General features: G+C 71.9%; 18 protein-coding genes and 1 tRNA gene. 16 read left to right on the top strand and 3 right to left on the bottom strand.

The annotated features are described in order from the left end of the window. Window positions 1-181: 181 nt before the first annotated feature. Window positions 182-625: an anti-sigma regulatory factor gene (locus ACZ6SQ_RS15245; protein WP_469561668.1), complete on the top strand. Its 444-nt coding sequence runs from the start codon at window positions 182-184 to the stop codon at window positions 623-625. Between the two features lie 51 nt (window positions 626-676). Here the strand turns inward: ACZ6SQ_RS15245 and ACZ6SQ_RS15240 are convergent, their stop codons facing one another. Then, complete coding sequence (locus ACZ6SQ_RS15240; RefSeq protein ID WP_469561361.1) at window positions 677-1,183, bottom strand: MarR family winged helix-turn-helix transcriptional regulator; 507 nt, start codon at window positions 1,181-1,183, stop codon at window positions 677-679. Between the two features lie 245 nt (window positions 1,184-1,428). On the opposite strand from ACZ6SQ_RS15240, the gene ACZ6SQ_RS15235 reads away from it, so the two are divergent. From ACZ6SQ_RS15235 to ACZ6SQ_RS15225, 3 genes are read left to right on the top strand one after another with little or no spacing between them, the layout of a single operon-like run. Beyond that, entirely contained in the window at window positions 1,429-2,688 is a 1,260-nt protein-coding gene (locus ACZ6SQ_RS15235) for a PP2C family protein-serine/threonine phosphatase (protein ID WP_469561358.1), read from the top strand. Between the two features lie 8 nt (window positions 2,689-2,696). Then, on the top strand, window positions 2,697-4,355 hold the full coding sequence (locus ACZ6SQ_RS15230) for a sensor histidine kinase (protein ID WP_469561666.1): 1,659 nt from the start codon (window positions 2,697-2,699) through the stop codon (window positions 4,353-4,355). After that, a complete protein-coding gene (locus ACZ6SQ_RS15225) occupies window positions 4,352-4,810 on the top strand; it encodes a response regulator (RefSeq protein WP_469561356.1) in 459 nt (152 codons plus the stop codon). Before ACZ6SQ_RS15230 ends, ACZ6SQ_RS15225 begins: the two co-directional genes overlap by 4 nt. A 24-nt stretch (window positions 4,811-4,834) precedes the next feature. Here the strand turns inward: ACZ6SQ_RS15225 and ACZ6SQ_RS15220 are convergent, their stop codons facing one another. Next, complete coding sequence (locus tag ACZ6SQ_RS15220) at window positions 4,835-5,077, bottom strand: DUF6411 family protein (RefSeq protein WP_469561351.1); 243 nt, start codon at window positions 5,075-5,077, stop codon at window positions 4,835-4,837. A gap of 193 nt (window positions 5,078-5,270) precedes the next feature. Between ACZ6SQ_RS15220 and ACZ6SQ_RS15215 the strand changes: the two genes are divergently transcribed. Together ACZ6SQ_RS15215 and ACZ6SQ_RS15210 are read left to right on the top strand one after the other, a co-directional pair. Further along, window positions 5,271-6,053 (top strand): restriction endonuclease, encoded by a 783-nt coding sequence (locus ACZ6SQ_RS15215; protein ID WP_469561348.1) that lies wholly within the window; start codon window positions 5,271-5,273, stop codon window positions 6,051-6,053. Between the two features lie 165 nt (window positions 6,054-6,218). Further along, the gene (locus ACZ6SQ_RS15210) at window positions 6,219-6,395 is read left to right on the top strand and encodes a hypothetical protein (RefSeq protein WP_469561345.1); all 177 of its coding nucleotides are present in this window, start codon (window positions 6,219-6,221) and stop codon (window positions 6,393-6,395) included. A 52-nt stretch (window positions 6,396-6,447) separates the two neighbouring features. On the opposite strand, the gene ACZ6SQ_RS15205 is transcribed toward ACZ6SQ_RS15210, so the two are convergent. After that, complete coding sequence (locus ACZ6SQ_RS15205) at window positions 6,448-7,020, bottom strand: rhodanese-like domain-containing protein (protein ID WP_469561340.1); 573 nt, start codon at window positions 7,018-7,020, stop codon at window positions 6,448-6,450. Between the two features lie 208 nt (window positions 7,021-7,228). On the opposite strand from ACZ6SQ_RS15205, the gene ACZ6SQ_RS15200 reads away from it, so the two are divergent. The 10 genes from ACZ6SQ_RS15200 to ACZ6SQ_RS15155 all read left to right on the top strand — a co-directional run bounded on the left by ACZ6SQ_RS15200 (window position 7,229) and on the right by ACZ6SQ_RS15155 (window position 21,246). Continuing rightward, entirely contained in the window at window positions 7,229-7,333 is a 105-nt protein-coding gene (locus ACZ6SQ_RS15200) for an Ms4533A family Cys-rich leader peptide (protein ID WP_386383332.1), read from the top strand. A 158-nt stretch (window positions 7,334-7,491) separates the two neighbouring features. Further along, a complete protein-coding gene (locus ACZ6SQ_RS15195; protein WP_469561336.1) occupies window positions 7,492-9,210 on the top strand; it encodes an ABC transporter substrate-binding protein in 1,719 nt (572 codons plus the stop codon). 2 nt (window positions 9,211-9,212) lie between these two features. After that, entirely contained in the window at window positions 9,213-10,295 is a 1,083-nt protein-coding gene (locus ACZ6SQ_RS15190) for an ABC transporter permease (protein WP_469561331.1), read from the top strand. Beyond that, window positions 10,292-11,281 (top strand): ABC transporter permease, encoded by a 990-nt coding sequence (locus tag ACZ6SQ_RS15185; RefSeq protein ID WP_469561328.1) that lies wholly within the window; start codon window positions 10,292-10,294, stop codon window positions 11,279-11,281. Before ACZ6SQ_RS15190 ends, ACZ6SQ_RS15185 begins: the two co-directional genes overlap by 4 nt. Next, a complete protein-coding gene (locus ACZ6SQ_RS15180) occupies window positions 11,278-12,930 on the top strand; it encodes a dipeptide ABC transporter ATP-binding protein (protein ID WP_469561325.1) in 1,653 nt (550 codons plus the stop codon). The genes ACZ6SQ_RS15185 and ACZ6SQ_RS15180 overlap by 4 nt, the downstream gene beginning before the upstream one ends. Before the next feature lie 77 nt (window positions 12,931-13,007). After that, the gene (locus ACZ6SQ_RS15175; protein WP_469561321.1) at window positions 13,008-14,381 is read left to right on the top strand and encodes a hypothetical protein; all 1,374 of its coding nucleotides are present in this window, start codon (window positions 13,008-13,010) and stop codon (window positions 14,379-14,381) included. Between the two features lie 90 nt (window positions 14,382-14,471). Beyond that, window positions 14,472-14,544 (top strand) — tRNA-Gln (locus tag ACZ6SQ_RS15170). 231 nt (window positions 14,545-14,775) lie between these two features. After that, a complete protein-coding gene (locus ACZ6SQ_RS15165; protein WP_469561318.1) occupies window positions 14,776-15,201 on the top strand; it encodes a hypothetical protein in 426 nt (141 codons plus the stop codon). A 274-nt stretch (window positions 15,202-15,475) separates the two neighbouring features. Continuing rightward, window positions 15,476-16,342 (top strand): DUF4132 domain-containing protein, encoded by an 867-nt coding sequence (locus ACZ6SQ_RS15160; protein WP_469561315.1) that lies wholly within the window; start codon window positions 15,476-15,478, stop codon window positions 16,340-16,342. After that, a complete protein-coding gene (locus ACZ6SQ_RS15155; RefSeq protein WP_469561312.1) occupies window positions 16,339-21,246 on the top strand; it encodes a DNA-binding protein in 4,908 nt (1,635 codons plus the stop codon). The genes ACZ6SQ_RS15160 and ACZ6SQ_RS15155 overlap by 4 nt, the downstream gene beginning before the upstream one ends. Window positions 21,247-21,348 lie beyond the last annotated feature (102 nt).

Below are 21,348 nucleotides of genomic sequence, written 5' to 3'. Positions count from 1 at the left end.
CCCGCTAGCATTTGTCATGCAGCAATAATTGCCGGATGCCGGATGCCGGATGCCGGATGCGGGTGGCCGGATGCCGGATCGCCGGTGAGCGGCCTCGTCGTCGACCTGAAGGGGGCGGTGCCCGTGCGGGTGCAGATGTGGGTGCCTCCTCCCGCGGCCGAACGGCCGAAGAGGGCGCATGATGCATGACCCGCCCTCCTCGGCCACGCGCCTGCCCATCGGCTCGGACGCCGATCTGGCCTGGGTGCGCCGACAGGTGCGCCACGCCGCGGCTCGACTCGGTTTCGGCCTTGTCCAGCAGACGAAACTGGTGACGGCGGCGAGCGAACTCGCCCGTAACACCCTCGTCCACGGCGGTGGCGGGCACGTGGACATGACGTCACTGGACGACAGGGGCCGGCCCGGGCTGGGGCTGGCCTTCGTCGACACGGGTCCCGGCATCGGGGACGTCGAGCAGGCCATGACCGACGGCTTCACCACCGGCGACGGTCTGGGCATGGGCCTGAGCGGCGCCAAGCGGCTGGTCGAGGAGTTCACCCTCGACAGCAGTCCCGGCCGGGGCACCACCATCACCGTCGTCGCATGGCTCTCCGGCGTCCCTTCGCCGCGTACCGGTACACCATGAACAGGGGGAGGGCGCGGCCTGAGCGGCCGTACCCGGTGCGATCGGGAGCGATCAGGGCGGTACCGTGCCCTCACTGCCGCGCGGCGGGTCGTGCTGAGCGGCTAGGAACGCGTGCAGGCCCTGTCCCAGGGCCGCGCGCCCGGCGGGCTCCATGGCCGCGAGTATCCCGGCGAGTGACTGCGACCTTCGCGAGGCCACCTCGGCGAGTATCTGCCGCCCCCGCCCGGTGAGGTCCAGTCGCACCTCACGGCGCCTGTGGGGGTGCAGCACCCGCTCCAGCAGGCCTGCCGCCTCCAGCCGGTCGCACAACCGGCTGGCGGTCGGCAGCCCTATGTCCATGGCGTCCGCCAGCGCGGTGAGATTGAGACCCGGTGCCGCGTCGAGGATCCGCAGAGCCCGCAGCTGGTGCGGCGAGAGCCGCAGACTCGCCTCCTGGAGCGCCAGTGACCACAGGTCGGCGAGCCCGTCCACGGCATCGGCGACCTCCAGCGCGAGGGACAGCGGATCTCCGCCCGTTCCGCCCGCCTGGCCGTCCCCGCACCCATCGAGACGCGTCACGAACCCTTCGCTTCCACCGATCGCCTGCCCGTACCGGAAAACACGCCTACTGAGACGCGGTACCCGAAGACCGGCGGCGCAAGCAGCCACGGTCCGTAGTCCTGGGATTCACGGGGTGCGCGGGATCTTTGGGGGATCCGCGGACCACAGTGGCGCGCGGTGCCAGTAGGCTGCGTTCGTTGCCGTATGGCAATGAACGGGCTCCGACGGGCCCGGCGGAGGCCATCGAGCGGAAGCAGGGGCGCATGCTCCCAGCACAGCAGGGGAATGCCGGGGTGCGAGCCGCTCCGGGGTCCGCCGTCACGGAGGGCGCCCTTCGGGCCTGGCAGGAGCCCTCGGTCCTGCTGGTCGAGGACGACGAGGCGGACGCTCTCCTGGTGGAGGAACTGGTCGCCGACTGTTCCCCGGGCATGAGGCTGACCTGGGTGCGGTCCCTGGCCGAAGCGTGCGACGCGCTGGCGAAGGCGCCGTTCGAGTGCGTACTGCTCGATCTGCACCTGCCCGACTCCCACGGACTGGACGGCGTGGCCCGCATCCGGCAGCACGCCGATGTCGCGGTGGTGGTGCTCACCGGGCTGGCGGAGGAGAGCACCGGCCTCGCCGCGGTCGCCGCGGGCGCGCAGGACTACCTGGTCAAGGGCCGCGTCGACGCGGAACTGTTCGGCCGCGCGGTGCGATACGCCGTCCAGCGCAAGCTCGCGGAGCAGGCGGCCGCGGCACTCCGGACCGGTCTGCTCCGGGCGGAGGAGAACCGGCGACTGGAGCGAGGCCTGTTGCCCACGCCGCTGCTGCGGGACACCACCGGCCTGGAGGTGGTGGCCCGCTACCGTCCGGGGCGGGAACAGGCCCTGATCGGCGGCGACTTCTACGACGTCGTGCAGACGCCGGACGGCAGCGTGCACGTACTGATCGGGGACGTCTCGGGGCACGGGCCCGACGAGGCGGCACTCGGGGTCGGCCTGCGGATCGCGTGGCGCACGCTCGTGGTCAGTGGTGCCACCGGTGTCCGGCAGTTGAGGACGCTGGAGGAGATCCTGATCGCCGAGCGGACCGGTGCGCACATCTTCGCCACGCTCACCAGCGTGGAACTGCTGCCCGACGGCGGCTCCGCGCAGGTGACGCGCGCCGGACATCCGGGACTGCTGCTGCGCACCGGCGGCGACGTGCGGTGGATCGAGGTCGCCGGGGGCCCCGCGCTCGGGGTGCTCCCCGGCGGCATGGCCACCTGGCCCGTGCAGCGGCTCGACCTGCCGGACGACGGCGCACTCGTGCTGTTCACCGACGGCCTGTTCGAGGGCCGGACCGGCCCCGGAAATCAACGCCTGGGCGAGGAAGGCCTGTTGGAGCTGGCGCTCGCGGCGGCACGGCTGCCGGCCGAGGCCTTCGTGGACGAACTGATCGGCCGCGCCGAGTCACTGGCCGAGGAATACGGCGGACTCGTCGACGACGTGGCCGTCCTGCACGTACGCCGGCACCGGCTGCCCGCAGGGAGCGAGGAAGCGTGACCGAGACCATGCCCGCCGCGACCCGTGCCCCGGGCCGACTCGGCCGGATCACCGTGCAGGGGTGGTTCCACATAGCCCTGGCGGCGATGATCGCGCTGGTCGTGACCGGTTCGTTCGTCGGCGCCGAGCTGCTGTCCCGCACCGCCCGCGTCTCCGACCAGCTGATCGACGAGATCCAGCCGGCCCGCGCCGAGGCCCTGCGGATGCAGAACGCCCTGCTGAACCAGGAGACCGGAGCGCGCGGCTATGTCATAGCCGCCGACTCCCGCTTCCTCACGCCGTACACCGAGGGGCAGAGGGCCGAGCGCGACTCCGCCGCCCGGCTGCGCGCCCTCGTCGGTGACCGGGCGACGCTGCGGCAGGACCTGGACGACATCGAGCGGGCGGCGGACGCATGGCGCCGCGAGTACGCCGACCCGCTGATCGCCGGGGTCTCCCTCAGCGCTCCCCGCCCGGCCGACCCGGCCACCACCACGCGCGGCAAGGCCGCCTTCGACCACCTCCGCGCGCTGTTCACCACGCAGAACAGCAATCTGAACCAGGCCAAGGAACAAGGTCGCGACGAGCTGGAACACATGCGCACCGTACGGGACTGGGTGCTCGGCGGCATGATCGCCGCGTTCCTCCTCACCGGCGTCACGCTGGCTCTGCTGGTCCACGCCCTGGTCGCCCGGCCGCTGGGCGGCCTGCGCGCCGCGTCCCGAGGGGTGGCCCTGGGCGACTTCCAGCGGCGCATCCCGGCGGAGGGGCCGGCGGACATCCGGGCCATGGCGGGTGATGTGGAGGCCATGCGCCGGCGTCTGGTGGCGGAACTCGACGCCTCCCGCGTCCAGCACGAGCACCTGACCCGACAGGCCGCGGACCTGGACGCGCAGGCGGTGGAACTGCGCAGGTCCAACACCGAGCTGGAGCAGTTCGCCTACGTCGCCTCGCACGACCTCCAGGAGCCGCTGCGCAAGGTCGCCTCCTTCTGCCAGCTGCTGGAGAAGCGCTACGGAGACGTCCTGGACGAACGCGGCACACAGTACATCGCGTTCGCGGTGGACGGCGCCAAGCGCATGCAGATCCTCATCAACGACCTCCTCACGTTCTCCAGGGTCGGACGGGTCAACGACGCCCAACTCTCCGTCGACCTGGAGCGGACCCTGGACAAGGCGGTCGCCAACCTCGCCGCCGCCGCGGAGGAGTCCGGGGCGGTGATCGAGCGCCCCGACGACCTGCCCGAGATCACCGGCGACCCGATGCTGCTGGTCATGCTCTGGCAGAACCTGATCGGCAACGCCGTGAAGTTCCGGCACCCCGACCGCGCACCCCGCGTCTCCATCACCTGCGAGCCCGATCCCGACGCCGACGAGACGGCCGGGGCGTGGAAGGTGAGTGTGACGGACAACGGCATCGGTATCCCAGAGGAGTTCACCGAGAAGGTCTTCGTCATCTTCCAGCGCCTGCACGGCCGCGACGCCTACTCGGGCACGGGTATCGGTCTCGCCCTCTGCAAGAAGATCGTGGAGTTCCACGGCGGTCACATCTGGATCGACACGGCACACACCGACGGCACCCGCTTCTGCTTCACCCTGCCTCGCGCCACGGCTGCCCCGGCCGGCATCACCGCCCCGGCCGACGGGACCGCCCCCGGCCGCACCACCCCGGAAGGACAACCCGTATGACCTCGCCCGCTGCACAGCCCATCGAGGTGCTCCTCGTCGAGGACGACCCCGGCGACGAACTCATGACCCGGGAGGCGTTCGAGGACAACAAGATCGGCAACACGCTGCATGTCGTCCGCGACGGGGAGGAGGCTCTCGACTTCCTCTACCGCCGGGGCGCGCACACCGGGGCCCCGACTCCGGACCTGATCCTGCTCGACCTCAACCTGCCCAAGTACGACGGGCGGCAGGTCCTGGAACGCATCAAGTCCGACCCCGACCTCGTCCATATCCCCGTGGTCGTCCTCACCACGTCCTCCGCCGAGGAGGACATCCTGCGCAGTTACAAGCTCCACGCCAACGCCTATGTCACCAAGCCTGTCGACCTGGACCAGTTCATCGCCGCGGTCCGTCAGATCGACGAGTTCTTCGTGACCGTGGTGCGCCTGCCGCGCCCGGACATGACTCCCAGGTGACGGCTGCCGCACTCGGCACGCAGCTCAGAAGGGCATACGGCCACGGGCGCGACGTCCGGCGCCACCGCTGCGGCCCATCGCCCGGGAGCTGGAGCTGAACGGCTTGCTCAGCAGACGGCCGAGGAACCCGGGCGCCTTCGAGCCGGCGCGCGAACCGGCTCCCAGGCCCCGCTGGGCACCGTTCTGCGGGTGGCGCGACAGGCGCGGCAGCAGAAAGGCCAGCACGGCCAGCACTGCACAGGCGACGACGACGATGCCGATGACCATCTCGGTCTCCAATTCCTGGTGTTCCGAAGGCTGACTGGGTGTGCTCCACCGACTGCCCCGTCATTCCGCGCCCACACCGGCTGGATCGCCGTGACGGTGGCCGGCTCCGCGCTGCGCGAACACGACGGGTGACCGAGGGGTTCGCGGGCACAAGCGGTGATCCACGGATTCATCACAAGGGGGCTGCCGCACAGTGACGACACCCGCACGCCGCATACGCCGCATCGGCCGCCGACGGTTCGACCTCCGGGCGACCGCCGTGTACTTCGGCCTGCTCGCCCTGGTCGTCTGCGTGGCCGGGCTCGCCCTGCGTACCGCTGCCGCGACCTTCGAACGGCGGCCCGTGTGGGGGGTGGCCCTGGGTCTGGTCGCAGTCTCCTCCGCTCCGGCGCTGCGCCGCCGACGTCGGGGCGCCTCAGCCGTCGGCGCCGTGCAGCGGGCTGCCGAGGCGTTGGAGGCCGCGACCGACACGACGCTGCACGCGCTGGAGGCGCAGGCCGTGCACGCGCCCCCGCCCCCGCCGCACGAGCCGCACGACGACGGCCTCGACCGCACCGGGACCGGGGAACGGCGTTCGTCCACGGACGACTACGACGCCCTCGACGCCGACGAGTTCGAGCAGGCCGTGGCAGCGCTGTGCGAGCGCGACGGCTGCGCCGAGGTCGAAGTCGTCGGTGGTGCGGGAGACTTGGGCGCGGATGTTGTGGCCATGACGCCGGACGGGCGGCGGGTTGTCATCCAGTGCAAGCGCTATGACGTCGAGAACCGTGTCGGCTCCCAGGATCTTCAACGCTTCGGCGGCACCTGCTACGCGGTGCACGAGGCCGACCTCGCCGTCCTCGTGACCACGAGCGACTTCACGGCGCCCGCGGCCGAGTACGCCGACCAGTGCGGAATCCTGTGCCTGGACGGGGAGGCACTGCAGGCGTGGAGCGACGGCACGGGCCCGGCTCCTTGGACGGCGTTGAGTCGCTGAACCGGCACCCTGCAAGCGTTCCTCGCGGCAAGGGGCAGTTCAGCAAGCGGCGTTGTGAGCTGCGCGACACCGAAGGGGCGTCCGCGTGAGGCGTCGGTCATCCGGGTATGACTCGCGGTGCGGCGAACCGGCTCGAACGTGAGACGGTCCAGCTCGAGGGGGACCATGAGCGGCGACGGTGACAACGGCGACGGGCGCGACGAGGACAAGCGACGACGCACCGAACTGCTCTGGCGCACCGGGTTCGTGATCGTCCTGGTGGCCTGGATCATCTTCCTGCTCTCCATCGCCGAATCCCCCGGCCCGGTGTGCGGCACGGGCCAGGACAAGAGTCCCTGCTGAGTGGTGAGGGGTGTGCCCGGCCCACCACGTGCTGGGCGAGGCGTCCCGCCTGCTACGACGACAACCGTCGAAGGGTTCGGTCCAGCTCCTCGCTGTCACCGCTGCGGCGGTTGTACGGGAGCCTCGCGAGGACCGCCGCCATCCCGCAGGTGTTGGTGACCGCCGAGAACACCAGCCCCGTGCCGATCGCGGCGGACAGCAGCCAGGCGCCGGGCACTGCAAGGTTCAGCACCAGCCCCAGCAGCACCAACAACCCTGCTACCAGCCGCACCTGACGGTCCATCGGCCAGACCGAGCGCATCCGCGGACCCTCGCCGCGCTCCAGCTCGCCGCTCCACACCGCCGTGCCGCCTGTCAGTGAAGGCGCCGCGACGCCCGCCTCGGCCAGCCGCGCCGAGGCGTTCAGCGAGCGGCTGCCCGTGGCGCAGACCAGCACGAGCTCCTGCCGCGCCGCCGCCTCGCGCAGTGCCGGCAGGGCCGCGCCGAGACGGTCGAGGGGGATGTTGTACGAGCCGGGGATACGGCCGGTGGCGTACTCCCCGGGAGTGCGGACGTCGATGACCGTGCGGTCCTCAAGGCTGCTGACGCCGATCTCGGCGGGCTGAACGGTCACGTCGGTCCTCACGGTGCGCGATGGGGGAGGGGGTACCGGACACCGTACTTGCGGCCCGGCGCGATCCCGACGTGCGCGGACGCCCCTGCAACGAACTGTTCATACACCGCGAGCCGGACCTCGGCCGGAGCGTCGAGGACTCCGACGTGTCGATCTCGTGATCAGAGACAGTTGATCTCGTGATGTGGAACGACATTGCCTGACGCGACGAAGATCGGTCATGGTGTGCGGCATGTCGCAGCCAGCCCTCACCGCCGTCACCAGCTTCCAGCTGGTGCTGCTCGGCGTGACCGGGCACTGTGTTGCCGACGTTCTCTGTCGCTGAGGTCTGAACTCCGCGTTCCTCCGGGTGCCCCGACAAGGCCCCGTCGATCCCTTCCCTTCCCGTGCCGGGGCGGCCTCACCCGTACGCGCTGTCGATACGTGCGTACGTCTTCCGCCTGTCTCCGTCGCGGTCCACCGCCACGAAAGGCGTGTACATCCATGCGTCGATCCGCGTCCCTCCGCCGTGCCATGACGGTCACCCTCGGCCTCGCCGTGCTCACCGGCACCGCGGCCTGCGCCGGGCCCGCAGACAACGAACAGGCAGGAGACGGAGGCGGTGGCGGGCCGCGTGAGGGAGGCACACTCACCGTCCTCAACTCCTCGCCGCAGTCCGACTTCGACCCGGCCCGTCTCTACACCTCCGGCGGCGGCAACGTCCCCTCGCTGATCTTCCGCACCCTCACCACCCGCAACCGCGAGAACGGCCCCGAGGGCGCGAAGGTCGTCCCCGACCTGGCCACCGACCTCGGCAGGCCCAACGCCGACGCCACCGAGTGGACGTACACACTGAAGGACGGCCTGAAGTACGAGGACGGCACACCGATCACCACCGCCGACATCAAGTACGGCATCGAGCGGTCCTTCGCCGCGGAACTCTCCGGCGGCGCACCGTACCTGCGTGACTGGCTGGTCGGCGGCGACAAGTACCAGGGCCCGTACAAGGACAAGGGCGGCCTGGACTCGATCGAGACGCCCGACGAGAAGACCATCGTGTTCAAACTGCGCAAGCCCGAGGGCGAGTTCCCGTTCCTCGCCACCCAGACGCAGTTCGCCCCGGTGCCGAAGACCGAGGACGACGGCACCAAGTACGAGAACCACCCGGTGTCCTCCGGCCCGTACCGTGTCGTGTCGAACAGGAACGACGGCGAGGAACTCGTCCTCGAGCGCAACGAGCACTGGTCGGCGAAGACCGACGCGGAGCGCAAGGCCTATCCCGACAGGATAGTCGTCAGGTCGGGACTGGACTCTGCCGTCATCAACCAGCGTCTGTCCACCAGTTCCGGTGCGGACGCCGCCGCGGTCACCACCGACACCAACCTGGGACCGGCCGAACTCGCCCAGATCGGCAGCGACAAGAGCCTCTCCGACCGCGTCGGCACGGGCCATTTCGGCTACACCAACTACCTGGCGTTCAACCCGAAGGTGAAGCCCTTCGACAACGTCAAGGTGCGCCAGGCGATCTCGTACGCCGTCAACCGCAAGAGCGTCGTCAACGCGGCCGGCGGCTCCGCACTGGCCGAACCCGCCACCACCTTCCTGCCCGAGCAGCAGGCCTTCGGGTACACGCCCTACGACCACTTCCCGGCAGGTGAGAGCGGCAACCCGGCCAAGGCGAAGGAACTGCTGAAGGAAGCCGGCTACCCGAAGGGGCTGACCGTCACCCTCACCCACAACACCGAGGAGAACCGCGAGACCGGCCCGGCCACCGCCACCGCCGTGCAGGAGGCACTCAAGGCCGCCGGGATCACCGTCGAGCTCCAGGGGCTGGAGTCCAATGCGTACAACGAGGCGCGCTGGACCACCTCCAAGACGCCGGGCTTCTTCATCTCCCGCTGGGGAGCGGACTGGCCGTCCGGCGGTCCGTTCCTCGCCCCCGTCTTCGACGGTCGGCAGATCGTGACCAACGGCTCCAACTACAACCACGCCCAATTCGACGACCCGGCCGTCAACAAGGAGATCGACGAGATCAACAAGCTGACCGACCTCGACGAGGCGGCCCGGCGCTGGGGCGCGCTGGACAGCCGGATCGGCGAACAGGCCCTGGACGTCCCGCTGTTCCACCCCGTCTACAAGCGCCTGTACGGCAAGGACGTCAAGAACATCGTGATCAGCGACTGGACCGGCGTCCTCGACATCTCCCAGGTCGCGGTCAAGTAACCATGGCCGAGGCACTGTTCACCACGGGGGCCGCCACCACCGAGGCGGTCCCCGGCCCCGCCGCCACCGCCGTCTGGCAGCGACTGCGGACCCGGCGCTCCGCGATCGTCGCGGCCACCGTGCTCGGACTGCTGATCATGCTGGCCCTCGCCGCGCCGCTCCTCGCGGCCCTGGAAGGCCAGTCCGTGAACGCCTTCCACGACGACCTCGTCGACTCCGCCCGAGGCGGCGTGCCGTATGGATCGTTCGGCGGAGTCGGCGCCGAGCACTGGCTCGGCGTCGAACCCGGCACGGGGCGCGACCTGTTCGTCCGGCTGCTCCACGGGGCCCGCGTCTCGCTGCTCGTGGCCACCGGGGCCACCGCGCTGCAACTCGCCGTCGGCATCGCGGTCGGACTCGCCGCAGGACTGGGAAGCCGACTGGCGGACAGCCTGCTCGGCCGCGTCACCGACGTGATGGTGTCACTGCCCACCCTGGTCATCGCCATCGCCCTGACGGCCGTCGTCCCGGCAGACTTCCCCCGGCCGCTGCTGCTGATCCTGGTCCTCGGACTGCTCGGCTGGGGCGGGACCTCGCGGGTCGTGCGCGCCCAGACCCTGACCCTGCGCAAGCTGGACTTCGTCTCGGCCGCACGGCTCGGGGGCTCGGGCACCTGGCGGGTGGCGCGGCGTGAGCTGCTGCCGTCGCTGGCCGCACCCGTCGTCACCTACGCGTCCATCCTGCTGCCGTCGAACATCGTCGCCGAGGCCTCACTGTCGTTCCTCGGCATCGGAGTGCAGCCACCGACACCGTCCTGGGGACAGATGCTGTCGAACGCGCAGACCTGGTTCCGCGCCGACCCCGCGTACGTGCTGCTCCCGGCCGGTCTGCTGCTCGTCACCGTGCTCGCGTTCACCGTGCTCGGCGAGGCGCTGCGCACAGCGCTCGACCCCCGCGAGGCCGGCCGGCTGAGGGGCGGTACCCGCGGCAGAGCCAGAGCCGGTGCCGTGCGCAGGATCCGTACTCCGCGCAGGATCCGTACCACGCGCAAGATCCGTACCACGCGCGGGATCCGTACCTCGCGCAAGGAGGAGAAGGCATCGTGACCCGGTATCTGCTCAAGCGACTCGCGGCGGCCGTGCTGGTGATCCTCGCCCTGTCCGTCGTGGTCTACGCGCTCTTCTACGTCGTCCCCGGCGACGCCGCCCGGATCGCCTGCGGTGAGCGGTGCAGCCCGGCCCAGGTCGAGCAGGTGCGGGAACGCCTCGGCCTCGACCACTCGGTGCTCGCCCAGTACGGCCATTTCCTGCAGGGCCTGTTCGCCGGGCGCGACTTCTCCACCGGCACCGGCGTCCAGCACTGCGACGCCCCGTGCCTGGGACTGTCGTACCAGACCGACCAGGAAGTCACCCAGCTCGTCCTGGAGCGGCTGCCCGCCACCGCGTCCCTCGCCTTCGGTTCGATGGCCCTCGCCCTGCTCATCGGTGTCGGCACCGGCCTGCTGTCGGCGGTGCGCCGCGGCAGTGTGCTGGAGCGGGCGCTGACCCTGCTCACCCTCGCCGGCACCGGCATGCCCGTGTTCATCCTCGGCCTGCTGCTGCTCATGGCGGTCTGTGCCTATCTCCAGTGGCTGCCGTTCCCGTCCTACGTCCCGCTGACCGACGACCCCGAGCAGTGGGCCTGGAACATGCTGCTGCCCTGGCTCACCCTCGGCCTCTTCGAGAGTGCCAAGTACGCCCGCCTGACCCGCTCTTCGACGCTGGAGACCCTCGCCGAGGACCACATCCGCACCTTCCGCGCCTACGGCGTGCCCGAACGGTCCGTCGTCACCCGGCACGCCCTGCGCGGCGCCGTACCGCCCGTGGTCGCGCTCAGCGCCCTCGACCTGGGCACGATGCTGGGCGGGGCCGTGCTCACCGAGTCCCTGTTCGGCATCCCCGGGCTCGGCAAGACCCTCATCGACAGCATCCGGGACGTCGACCTGCCCGTGGTCGTCGGCGTCGTCCTCGTCATCGGCACGGCCGTCGTCCTCGCGAACGTCGTCGCCGATCTGCTCTACGCACTCGCCGACCGAAGGGTGGCACTGACGTGAGTCTGGTTGCCGTATCAGGCCTGACCGTCGACTTTCCGGTGGGGGAGGGACGGACCGTACGGGCCGTGGACGGGCTGTCGTTCGAGCTGGCGGCGGGCCGCGCACTAGGCATCGTCGGGGAGTCCGGGTCGGGCAAGTCCACAGTGGCCGCAGCCCTGTTGGGGCTGCACCGTGACACCGGGGCGGAGGTCTCCGGCTCGGTGCGCGTCGCCGACGTCGACGTCCGGACCGCCGATGAGCAGGACCTTCGGCGGCTGCGCGGCGGCCTCGCGGCCATGGTCTTCCAGGACCCGTTGTCCTCCCTCGACCCGTACTACGCGATCGGCGACCAGATCGCCGAGGTGTACCGCGTGCATCGGCGCGGTGTCTCCCGTCGTGCCGCCCGCGCGCGGGCGGTGCAGGTGCTGGACCGTGTGGGGATACCCGACGCCGCACGACGTGCCCGCTCCCGGCCGCACGAGTTCAGCGGCGGCATGCGGCAGCGGGCGCTGATCGCGATGGCGCTGGCCTGCGAGCCCCGGCTGCTCGTCGCCGACGAACCCACGACCGCCCTGGACGTCACGGTGCAGGCCCAGATCCTGGACCTGCTCCACGAACTCCGCACGGAGGACGGGCTGGGCCTGGTCCTCGTCACGCACGACCTGGGCGTGGCCGCGGGCAACGTGGACGAGGTGTTGGTGATGAGAGACGGGCGCGTGGTCGAGCGCGGTCCGGTGAGTTCCGTACTCACCGCGCCTCAGGAGGCTTACACGGGTGCGCTGTTGGCGGCGGTGCCCAGGCTTGAGCGCGAGGTGTCCGCTGCCGCTCAACCCGCGCGTACGTCGGCGTCGGCGAATGCCCCCTTGCTCGAAGTGACCGCGCTGAGAAAAGAGTTCGGCACAGGGCGTAGAGCCCGAGCCGCGGTCGACGGGGTCGACCTGACCCTCCGCGAGGGCGAAGCCCTGGGCATCGTGGGCGAGTCCGGATCGGGGAAGACGACGCTGGGCCGGATGGTCGTCGGCCTGCTCGCACCCACCCAGGGCATGATCAGACACCGTGGCGACGCGCGTGTCCGCGTCCGACGGGATGTCCAGATGGTGTTCCAGGACCCGGGGTCCTCTCTCAACCCCCGCCGCAGCATCGGTGAGTCGGTCGCCGACCCGCTGCGGGCAGCCGGTGAACTGCCGGACGCCGAGATCCGCGCCAGAGTCCGTGACCTCCTCGCCCGCGTGGGACTCGACCCCGACGCCTACCATCGCTACCCGCACGAGTTCTCCGGCGGACAGCGCCAGCGCGTGGGCATCGCCCGGGCACTCGCGCCCGGCCCCCGTCTGCTGGTGTGCGACGAGCCGGTGTCCGCCCTCGATGTCACCACTCAGGCGCAGATCATCGAACTCCTCGCCGAACTCCGACGCGAACTGGGCCTGGCACTGCTGTTTATCGCCCATGACCTGGCCGTCGTCCGCCAGGTCAGCGACCGGGTCGCGGTGATGCGTCGCGGCGAAGTGGTCGAACAAGGCCCCGTCGACCAGGTGTACGACGCCCCGGCCCATCCCTACACACGCGCACTGCTGGCCGCCGTACCCGTACTGGCACCGGATCTGGCGGCAGAGCGCCGTACCGCGAGACGAGACCGGCGCCGCGGACAGGAGGCAGCGGTGGCTCGCTGAGCCGGGCGAGCCGCGCGGCCCCTGGGCGGACGGATATCCAGTGGTGCCCTGGTCGGGCTGATGACAAGGTGACGCTCATGGCGTCACCTGTTGTCGAACAACTGCTCCGTGAACTGCACGCGACACTCACCCTGCGCAAGCGTCCGGAGGACGTGGCGCGCCTCATCCAGGACCTCCACATCGCGCAGGGCACCGAACTCGACACCGGGACCGAGACGGCGCTCGCCAAGGCCGCCGAGCACTCGCTGCGCACGCTCTGGCACGGCTACACGTCCATGCGGGAGGAGTTCGCCCGCCCCGTCGGCGCGCAGCGCCAGTTGACACGTGCGGCCGCCCTGTTCACCGGCGTCCCGGAGCTGCCGGAGGGCGCCGGGGACGATCCCGTCCGGATCGAGGCGGTGATCCGGCGCGCAGGTGACGAGATCGGTCGGTCGTACGGGCAGAACGACTTCGGCAGGGACCGCCTCGACCGTGACGAGCGCGCGGAGGCGGGCCTCGGCGCGATCTCGAAACGTCAGTACAACAAGCGCTTCAGGCTGCTGCGCCGGATGGAGGCCAAACTGGCCCGGCTCCTTCATGAGCGACAGCGCCGCGAAGTGACGCTGACCGGCAAGGGCGCACTTGCTCACACCCTGCCCTACGAGTTGTTCGCCGCGGACCCGGACACCGCCGCCTTCATCGCCTACTTCACGGCACGCGGCTACATGCGCAGTGTCTTCACCAACGGCCGGCAGCGGCAGGCGTTCGACGAGGTCGCCGAGGCCTTGCTGCAGCGCTTGCGGGACGCTCCCGACCGGACGTACTGGTTCGCGGTCGCCCATGTGTATCCCAAGGCCGACGTGCTGGCTCATGTGTCCGACCAGGACCTCACACAGCTGCTGGTCCGGTGGAACCACTTCCTGCGTCGGGTCGCGGACCTGCTGGAGGACGCCTGGAACCGGCATCCCCTGGAGCGCGACACGATGATCGTGCGCCGCGGCGACGACTCGTCGACGTGGAACCAGGCGGCGCAGGCCTGGAACACGGCGCGAGCCCATTGGTTCTCCCTGCTCGCCGAGTTGGGGCAGGACGACGTCCTGGACCGGGTCTGCCCGGGCAAGGTGCCCCGCCTGATGGCCGCCGACGTCGCGTACTGGCACCGGATGAGCGGCGGCGGGCTGCACCCGGACACCTATGTCTGGGCGGAGCTTCCGCTGCCGTGGGAAGTCCTGCGGGGTGAGAAGGAGTGCCCGCGCTCGCTGGTCGCCGCCGTCTGCGCCCGGCATCGGGTGGACCCGGTGGCCGGTGCCTGGACCGCGCCCAGACCGGCGGCCGCGGCCGAGGAGTTCCGGCGGACGCCGGAGCTGGTGCACGGGGTCGCCGTGGCCGACCCCCTCATGGCCAGCGCGCTCCGCTCGGCGGGGGTCTTCCCCGGAAAGGGGCAACGGGCCGCCGCGCAGGAGTGGTTGTGACCGTCGCCTGTCACCGCCTGGGGCAGGGGCAGCCGCAGGGGCAGTAAATCAGTTGTCCCGCGAGGCGGACCCGGCGATGATCACAGCGGCGACGAGGAAGCTCTGCGGTGGAGCGCCCGGCTCTGATCCCGGGTGGACGCAGGTTCGAATCCTGCCCTCGTCGCCTTTTCGCGTGCAGGTGAAGGGGGCCGCTCCGTTCCAGGTCCTTGCGGGAGGCGGCGAGGTCGCAGGCCGGCCCACGCTCCCCGAGCTCTTGAGGCAGACCGGCCGGTCCGGTACTTGTACCGCTGTGCCTGGCCTGCGCCTGCCCGTTTGCCCGGCGCCTGACTTCCGTTGCCGGAACGCCAGGGGTTGCGGCAGGATCTGCTGGTCGGCAACGCCGGGAGGCAGTCGGATGACCAGCGTCACTCAGGGAGTGAAGGTCACCTCGCCGTGTCCGGCCTGTGGTGGAGTGCTGACCCGTGACGTCGGTCAGTTCATCGACCGGGGTCGACTGTGCTGGGGCGTCGAAGGCCGTTGTGAAACATGTCCCGAGGCATGGTGTGAGACGGGTACCGGTCCCGCACCCGAGGCCATCAGGCGGGCACTGCTGCTCGAGCACGGGGCCGTCCGGCTTCGGCTGGAGACCCAGCAGCCCAGTCGCGTCACTGTGATGAGAGCCTTGCGCGAGATTCGCGGTCTGTCGCTGGGCGAAGCACGGGTGACGGCGGCAGAGCTGGGTGACGGCGGTCTGACCGGCACTTCTGTGGAGATGACGTACCTGGCGGAAGGGCTGCTCATGCGATCCGTCGCCACGACCCGCCGTCCGGCGCGCGGCTGACTGCCCGCTGGGATCCGCTGACTGGCGCGGGCCGAACGGCGGGGACGACATCACGGTTCGAGGGGCTGTCGCGGTGGGAGCCTCGGCGTTTTGCGGAGGGGAGCGCCTCCCCTGCGCGTGGGCCGAGAGGCGGCGGGGCGGCGGGAATTCGGGGGTCGGGAGTCGATTGTCAGTGGGCGGCGCTAGCGTTTCCCACATCGTCGCACTGGGGCCGAAATTCCCTCGGCTGAACTGTGCTTTCTTCTTGTGCTCTTGACGCGGAAGGCTGTGGCTCGTGGGTTGGCTGTCGGCGGGTGACGGGTATGAGGTCGCCCTGGTGGAGGGGCGGGTGGCGGCACGCGCCACCTCGGGCAGGGCTGCGGGGCGGCAGTTGAAAACACTGCCGCGCGCGCTGAAGGACCACCCGGAGGTGGAGCGGCTGCGGCGGTTCGCCGAGTGGCTGGACCGGCACGCGGCCGGGTGCGTCGCCCAGGTCGACGCCTGGATGGTGTCGTCCCTGCCCGTGCCCACCGGCCTGCTGGCCCGGGTCTGGCCGGACGAGGCGTGGCAGTCCGCGCTGCGCGACCTCGCGGTGGTCGGCGACGACCCGGACGAGGTCGGCTTCCTGCGCGGCGCCACCGAGTCCGGCGAACTGCGGATCGTGAACCTGGACGGTGAGACGGTCCGGCTCTCCCCGCGTACGGTGACGCTGCCGCACCCGGTGCTGCTCCCGGACCTCGACGACGTACGCGAGTTCGCGGCGGAGCTCGGGATAGTCCAGGGCGTCGAGCAGATCCACCGCGCGACCTGGCGGCGGCCGGACGACCTCGACGCCAAGGCCACCGAGGTGCGCGACTTCACCGGGGGCACGTTCCGCTCCCGTTTCGCCCTCGCCGCGCGCGCGTCCTCGCTCGGCTACCGCGTCTCCGGCGGGTACGCCACCGCCCGTGTGCGGGACGGCGGGCGGACCGTCGAGGCCTCGGTGTGGATCGGGGAGCCGTACTGGGACGACGAGGTGGAGACGGGGAGCCTCACCTGGCAGGACCAGGACGGCCGGGCCCTGCCACTGCGTGAGGTGGGCCCGGTGGCCTGGTCGGAGGGGATGCGGATGGGCGCGGCGCTGTACGCCGGCCGTGTGATCGAGGAGGGCAAGGACGCATGAGCGGGGGGACCGAGGTGTCGTACGAGGGGCTGTTGACGGCGGGCGGGGTCCTGCCTCCGGACACGGAGGGGGCCGGGGAGCAGGCGGTGCCGCTGACCACGCGGACCTACCGTCACCCGGGGCTGGAGGACAGGGTGGTGGTGCGGCTGGTCGCCGAGGAGCTGGGCGCGGCGGAGGACCTGGCCGCCGGCTACCTCGGGCTCGTCCAGTACGTGGACCCGGCCGTGGTGGGCCTCGCCCAGCGCCAGTCGCTGGGCTTCCCGGAATGGGTGCTGGTGCACCACCCGCAGGACGGCCATCACGCGCTGGGCGTCATGCCGGACCTGGAGCGGGCGGCCCGGCAGGCGAAGTCCAAGCCGAAGGCGGCCCTGGACGCCTACCTCGACCTCGGCACCCGCTTGGCGGCCTCGGTGCCGCACTTCCTGCCCACGTTCTACGAGCAGGCCGGGCGGGTGTTCCTGGGCGAGGAGAACGCCACCTACGCGGCTCAGCTGTTCACCCGCGCCCGTAAGGCGGAGGCGGAGCACGGCCTGGTGGTCGAGGAGGAGCGGCTGGACGCCGTCTTCCTGGAGTTCGCCCTGGCGGGGGCGCTCCCGGTGAAGGTGCTGTCGGCGTACGCGAGGGAACTGGCCGCGCGCGTACCGGCCGACGAGGCGCTCGAGCGCTTCACCCGGCTGTGTCTGCGCCGCACGGCAGGCGGCCTCCCGCCGTCCGCCCAGATGGCGAACGACCTGCGCAGGCTGGCCCGCGCCGCCGGCCGGGACGCGGAACTGACGGAGCAGGAGTATCTGGCCGAGCTGCTCGTTCTGCCGGCCACACTGCGTGCGGCGGCGGGCTGGTGGAAGGGCCACCGGGCGGCCCTCGTGGCACTGGCCGCGCGGCAGCCGCGGATGCGCGGCGCGCTGCTGGACATGATCCCGTCCTGCCACGACGACGAGATGCCCGCGATGTGGCTGGCCGTCCTGGAGACGTCCGGTGCCGTGGCCGGGCTGTGGGACACGTCGCTGCCCGGGGAGGAGCGCCCCCGGGACGGCGCGGCCGGCTGGCTGGAGCGGTTCCTGGCGTTCCGCGAGCGGGTGCGGTCCTGGCGCGGCTCCACCCGGATGACCGAGCTGTACCCCCTCGTGGAGCGGATGGCGGACCATCTGCGGGCCGAACTTGCGTCCGCCGGGCGCGGGCTGAGCGTCGAGCACGACATCGACCTGATCGACCTGCTGCTCTCCCTCGACGTGCCGGTGGCCGCCCCGGAGAAGCGCCACCGCCTGATGCTGGTGCAGTGGGCACCGGGCGAGGGACACCGTGACCTGGTGTCGCTGGGCGCCGACCCCCGTTTCCACGAGGCGTTCCTGCGCGGTGCCGAGGAGTTCGGGGACAACGACCAGACGCTGCGCGCGATCCGCCTGCTGGCGGTGTCGCCGGGCGGTCGCCCGCTGCTCGCGGACTGGGTGCGCGGGGTGGTCCGCCGGTTCACCGCCGTCGGCCTGCCTCAGCTGCCCGACGCGCTGAGCCGCCTGAAGTGGCTGCCCGCCGAGGCGCTGGCGCTCGCCGAGGACGAGGTGCGCGCGGCCGTCGCCACCGACCTCTCCCCGGTCCTGGCACGCACGCTGAAGGCCGGACTCTTCGACGAACTGGGCTGGCCCGCCTGGGAGGACGCGGCGTCCGCGCTGGTCCCGAAGAACGACGTCGAGGACCTGATCGTCGCCGACGCCTGGCCGCACCTCATCGTGGCGGGCGCCGCCCAGGCCCGGGTGATCGGCGCCGAGGGCACCGTCCTCACCCACGATCTGCGGATCCCCGCGAACGACAGCTGGGGCGACCCCGGCTTCCACCACGTCGACGGCGAACTGCTCGTCTACTGGAACAACCGCGGCGACGGCCTGCGCGGCTACTGGCACTCCCGCCCCGACCAGCCCCAGACCCTGCAAGGGCCGCGCTCCACCCGGGGCACCGAGATGGACTGGTACAAGGGCGACCTGCCGATCACCCTTCCCCTGCCCGGCGGCGGCCGCACCACCGGCGCCGGCGTCCTGCACGCCGGGGACACCACCCTGCCGGAGGAGGTCGGCATCCTCTCCGACGGCGTCGGGTACTGGGTGTGGCGTGCCGCCGAGGACGAGGCGGAGCGCGGCTGGTGCGAGTACGACCCGGCCACTGGGGAGACCGGCCGGCCGAGCCGGCCCGCGTTCCTGGCGGACGCCCTGCGGGACGCCCCCGGGGGCAGCGAGTTCGTCGGCGGACGGCTGCGTCCCTCGCCGACGGCGGCACCGGCCCCGGCCTGCGCACCCGTGGACGGGCTGATCGGGTTGCGCGTGGTGCGGCTTCTCGACGGCTCCTTCCGCGCCGAGAACCTCGCCGGGCACACGATCACCCTGCCCTCGGAGGCGGGCAGCCCTGCCGCGCTCGTGATGTTCCCGGGCGCCGACCGGCCCAGCGCCGTCGTCCGCAGCGGCTGGCAGCTCGAACTGATCGACCCGGACGGCGTCGTCACCTCGGTGGCCAAGACCGACCGTACCCCGGGTGTCTTCGGCCAGGGCACGCTGCTGCTGCCGCCCGTGCAGTACTGGGAGTGCATGACTCCCCGTGACCCGGAGGGCTCCGAGGCACTGCGCCGGATCGACCGGGACACCGCGGCGGCCCTGCTGGTGGCGGCCGCGCGGGAGGACGAGAAGGCGCTGCCGCTCGCCGTCCGCACGCTGCTCTCCGTCAGCGACGACGCGCTCGTCGCGGGCATCGCCGGAGTGGTGCGGTACGCGGCCGGACAGCAGGCCGTCCTGGACGCGGCGGCCGACCGGCTGACCCGGGCGCTCGACGGCGACCTGGTGCAGGAGGGCCCGGCCGGTCCGGCCGACGCGGTGATCCAGGACGCGGCCAGCGGTCTCGGAGCCCAGCGCAGCTATTGGTGGGGCCGAGACGACGAGGACGACACCGTCTTCCGCGCCCTGCGCGTACTGACCCGCGCCGCCGGACTCGACGAGACCGCCGTGCCCGCGGAGCGGACCGTGCAACTGCACCTCGACGGACCCGCACTGCCCAGCGGACAGCCGGACCTGGACACGCTGCTGGACCGCGTGACGGCCCTGGCGTTCCGAGCGGCGGCCGGCACCACCACCGAGGAGCAGCGCGAGGTGCTGAGCCTCCTGCTCGCCCGGTTCGACACCCTCGGCCTGACCGGGGCGCCCGGTTCTGAGCACTGGCGCAAGGTGGTCATGCGACTGCCTGCCGGCCCGCTGCGCACCCCGTCGGGCGACTGGCGCGAGGGCACGTGGAACGGAGTGCTCCCGCTGGGCGGCGGGGCGTTCGTCGCCTTCACGGGACGCCGCTCCCTGGACGACGACGGTGGCGTGTTCACCGGACTCTTCCACGACCCGGCCGGGCGGTTCGCCGCACCGGACCCGTACACGCTCGTGGAGTCGGCGCCGCTCGGCGAGTCCGTCGAGGCGGGCCGGACCGTGACGCTCCTCGCCGAGCTGGCCGCCCGCGGCCCGGCGCCGTGGTTCCCGGCGGCGGCCGAGGAGTTCGCCCGGCTCACCGGAGTCACCGAGACCATGGCCCGGCTGATCGTGGCCGGCCTTCCCCGGGTCGACGAGTACGAGCGGACGTTCCTGACCACGGAGGCACGCACCCTCATCGGGGTCAAGGTCGCGCCGGCCGCCGTCGCCAAGGACGAACTGCGTGGTGTGAACGGCGACATCCGGGCCGCCGTGGTGGCCGCACTGCTGCCCGACGACCCGGCCCGCCTGTGGACCGAGGGACCCGACGTGGCGGCCGCGGCCGAGGTCTGGAACGCCCGGGTCGGCCGACGGACCGCAGTCCCCGAGGAACTGCTCAGCGACGCGCTGCGCGCCGTCAAGCACGCCGGGTGGGAGGTGCGCAAGGCGCTCCCGGCCCTGCTGCACCCGGCCGGAGAGCCGCGCCTCACCCAGGACCTGGAGTGGGCGGTGGACGGCGACCGCGTCCGCCCCGTAGGGGAGAACCCGGTCGGGTTCACGGCGGACACGCTGATCGGGTCGGTCGGTCTCGCCGCCTGGCTCGCCCACCGGCTCCCGGCCGGTGACCCGGCCCGCGCGGCACTGCCCTCGGCCCTCACCACCGTCCGCGAGCGGCTGGCCCACCCCGGTCTCGTCCTCGACCTCGGGGAGTACATCAGCCTCCCCGCGTTCCGGAAGACCGCGGGCACCCCGACCGAGACGGGCCAGGGCTACGAGCGGTACGGCGCCGTCATCCTCGCCACCCACGACGACCAGCCCGCTCCGGGCCTGCGCGTCGACCTGCTCGACGAGGCGGGCCAGGACCCGTATCTGCCCGCCCTGCGCGTCGAGCACCAGCGGCCCTACGCGGCCGAGGTGGCGCTGCGCCTGACCCGGTCCACGCGCTTCGCCGCCCTCCTCGCCGACCCGGGCGAGCCCCTCGCGGGCGACCGGGACAAGGACGGCACCTGGTGGCCGCAGGACCCGAGCCGCTCCGTGCCCGACCTGGTCACCCAGGCCGCCAAGGAGTACGGCATCGGCGAGGACGCCGCCACGGTGTACCTGATGCTGCTCGCCATGCCCGACCCCACCGACCGGATGACGGCGCGGTGGACCGGATGGAAGCCGGCCCGGCTCAAGGCAGCCCGCGCCGAACTGGCCGCCACCGACCTGGTGGTGGAGGCCAGCCGCACCCGGGCCGGACGCTCGCTGTTCCTGCCCGGCGGCTGGACCGACCTCGGCGCGCCGCGCGTGCCGCTGGAGCCGTGGAAACTGCCGCTGTACGGCGACCTGATGGACGGCGAGCACACGTCGTTCGGGGTGGTCGTACCGGCCGAACCGGCTGCCGACCTGTACCGCAGAGCCTGGCAGCGGATCCAGGACGGCGACACGCCCCGGTTCGAGGAGCTGAAGGTGCGCCGGGGGCGGCGGCGCTGAGCCGCGGGCGGCGGGCGCGGGGGCGCCGGGTCACACCGGCGTCCCGGCCTGCCCCGGCACACCGCTGGCCACCCCGGCACCACACCCACTCACCGTCCCCAT

This window comes from Streptomyces sp. NPDC048600 (genome assembly GCF_055587025.1).
Note: the sequence above shows the minus strand (reverse complement) of the source record. Positions and strands in the feature narration are given on the sequence as shown.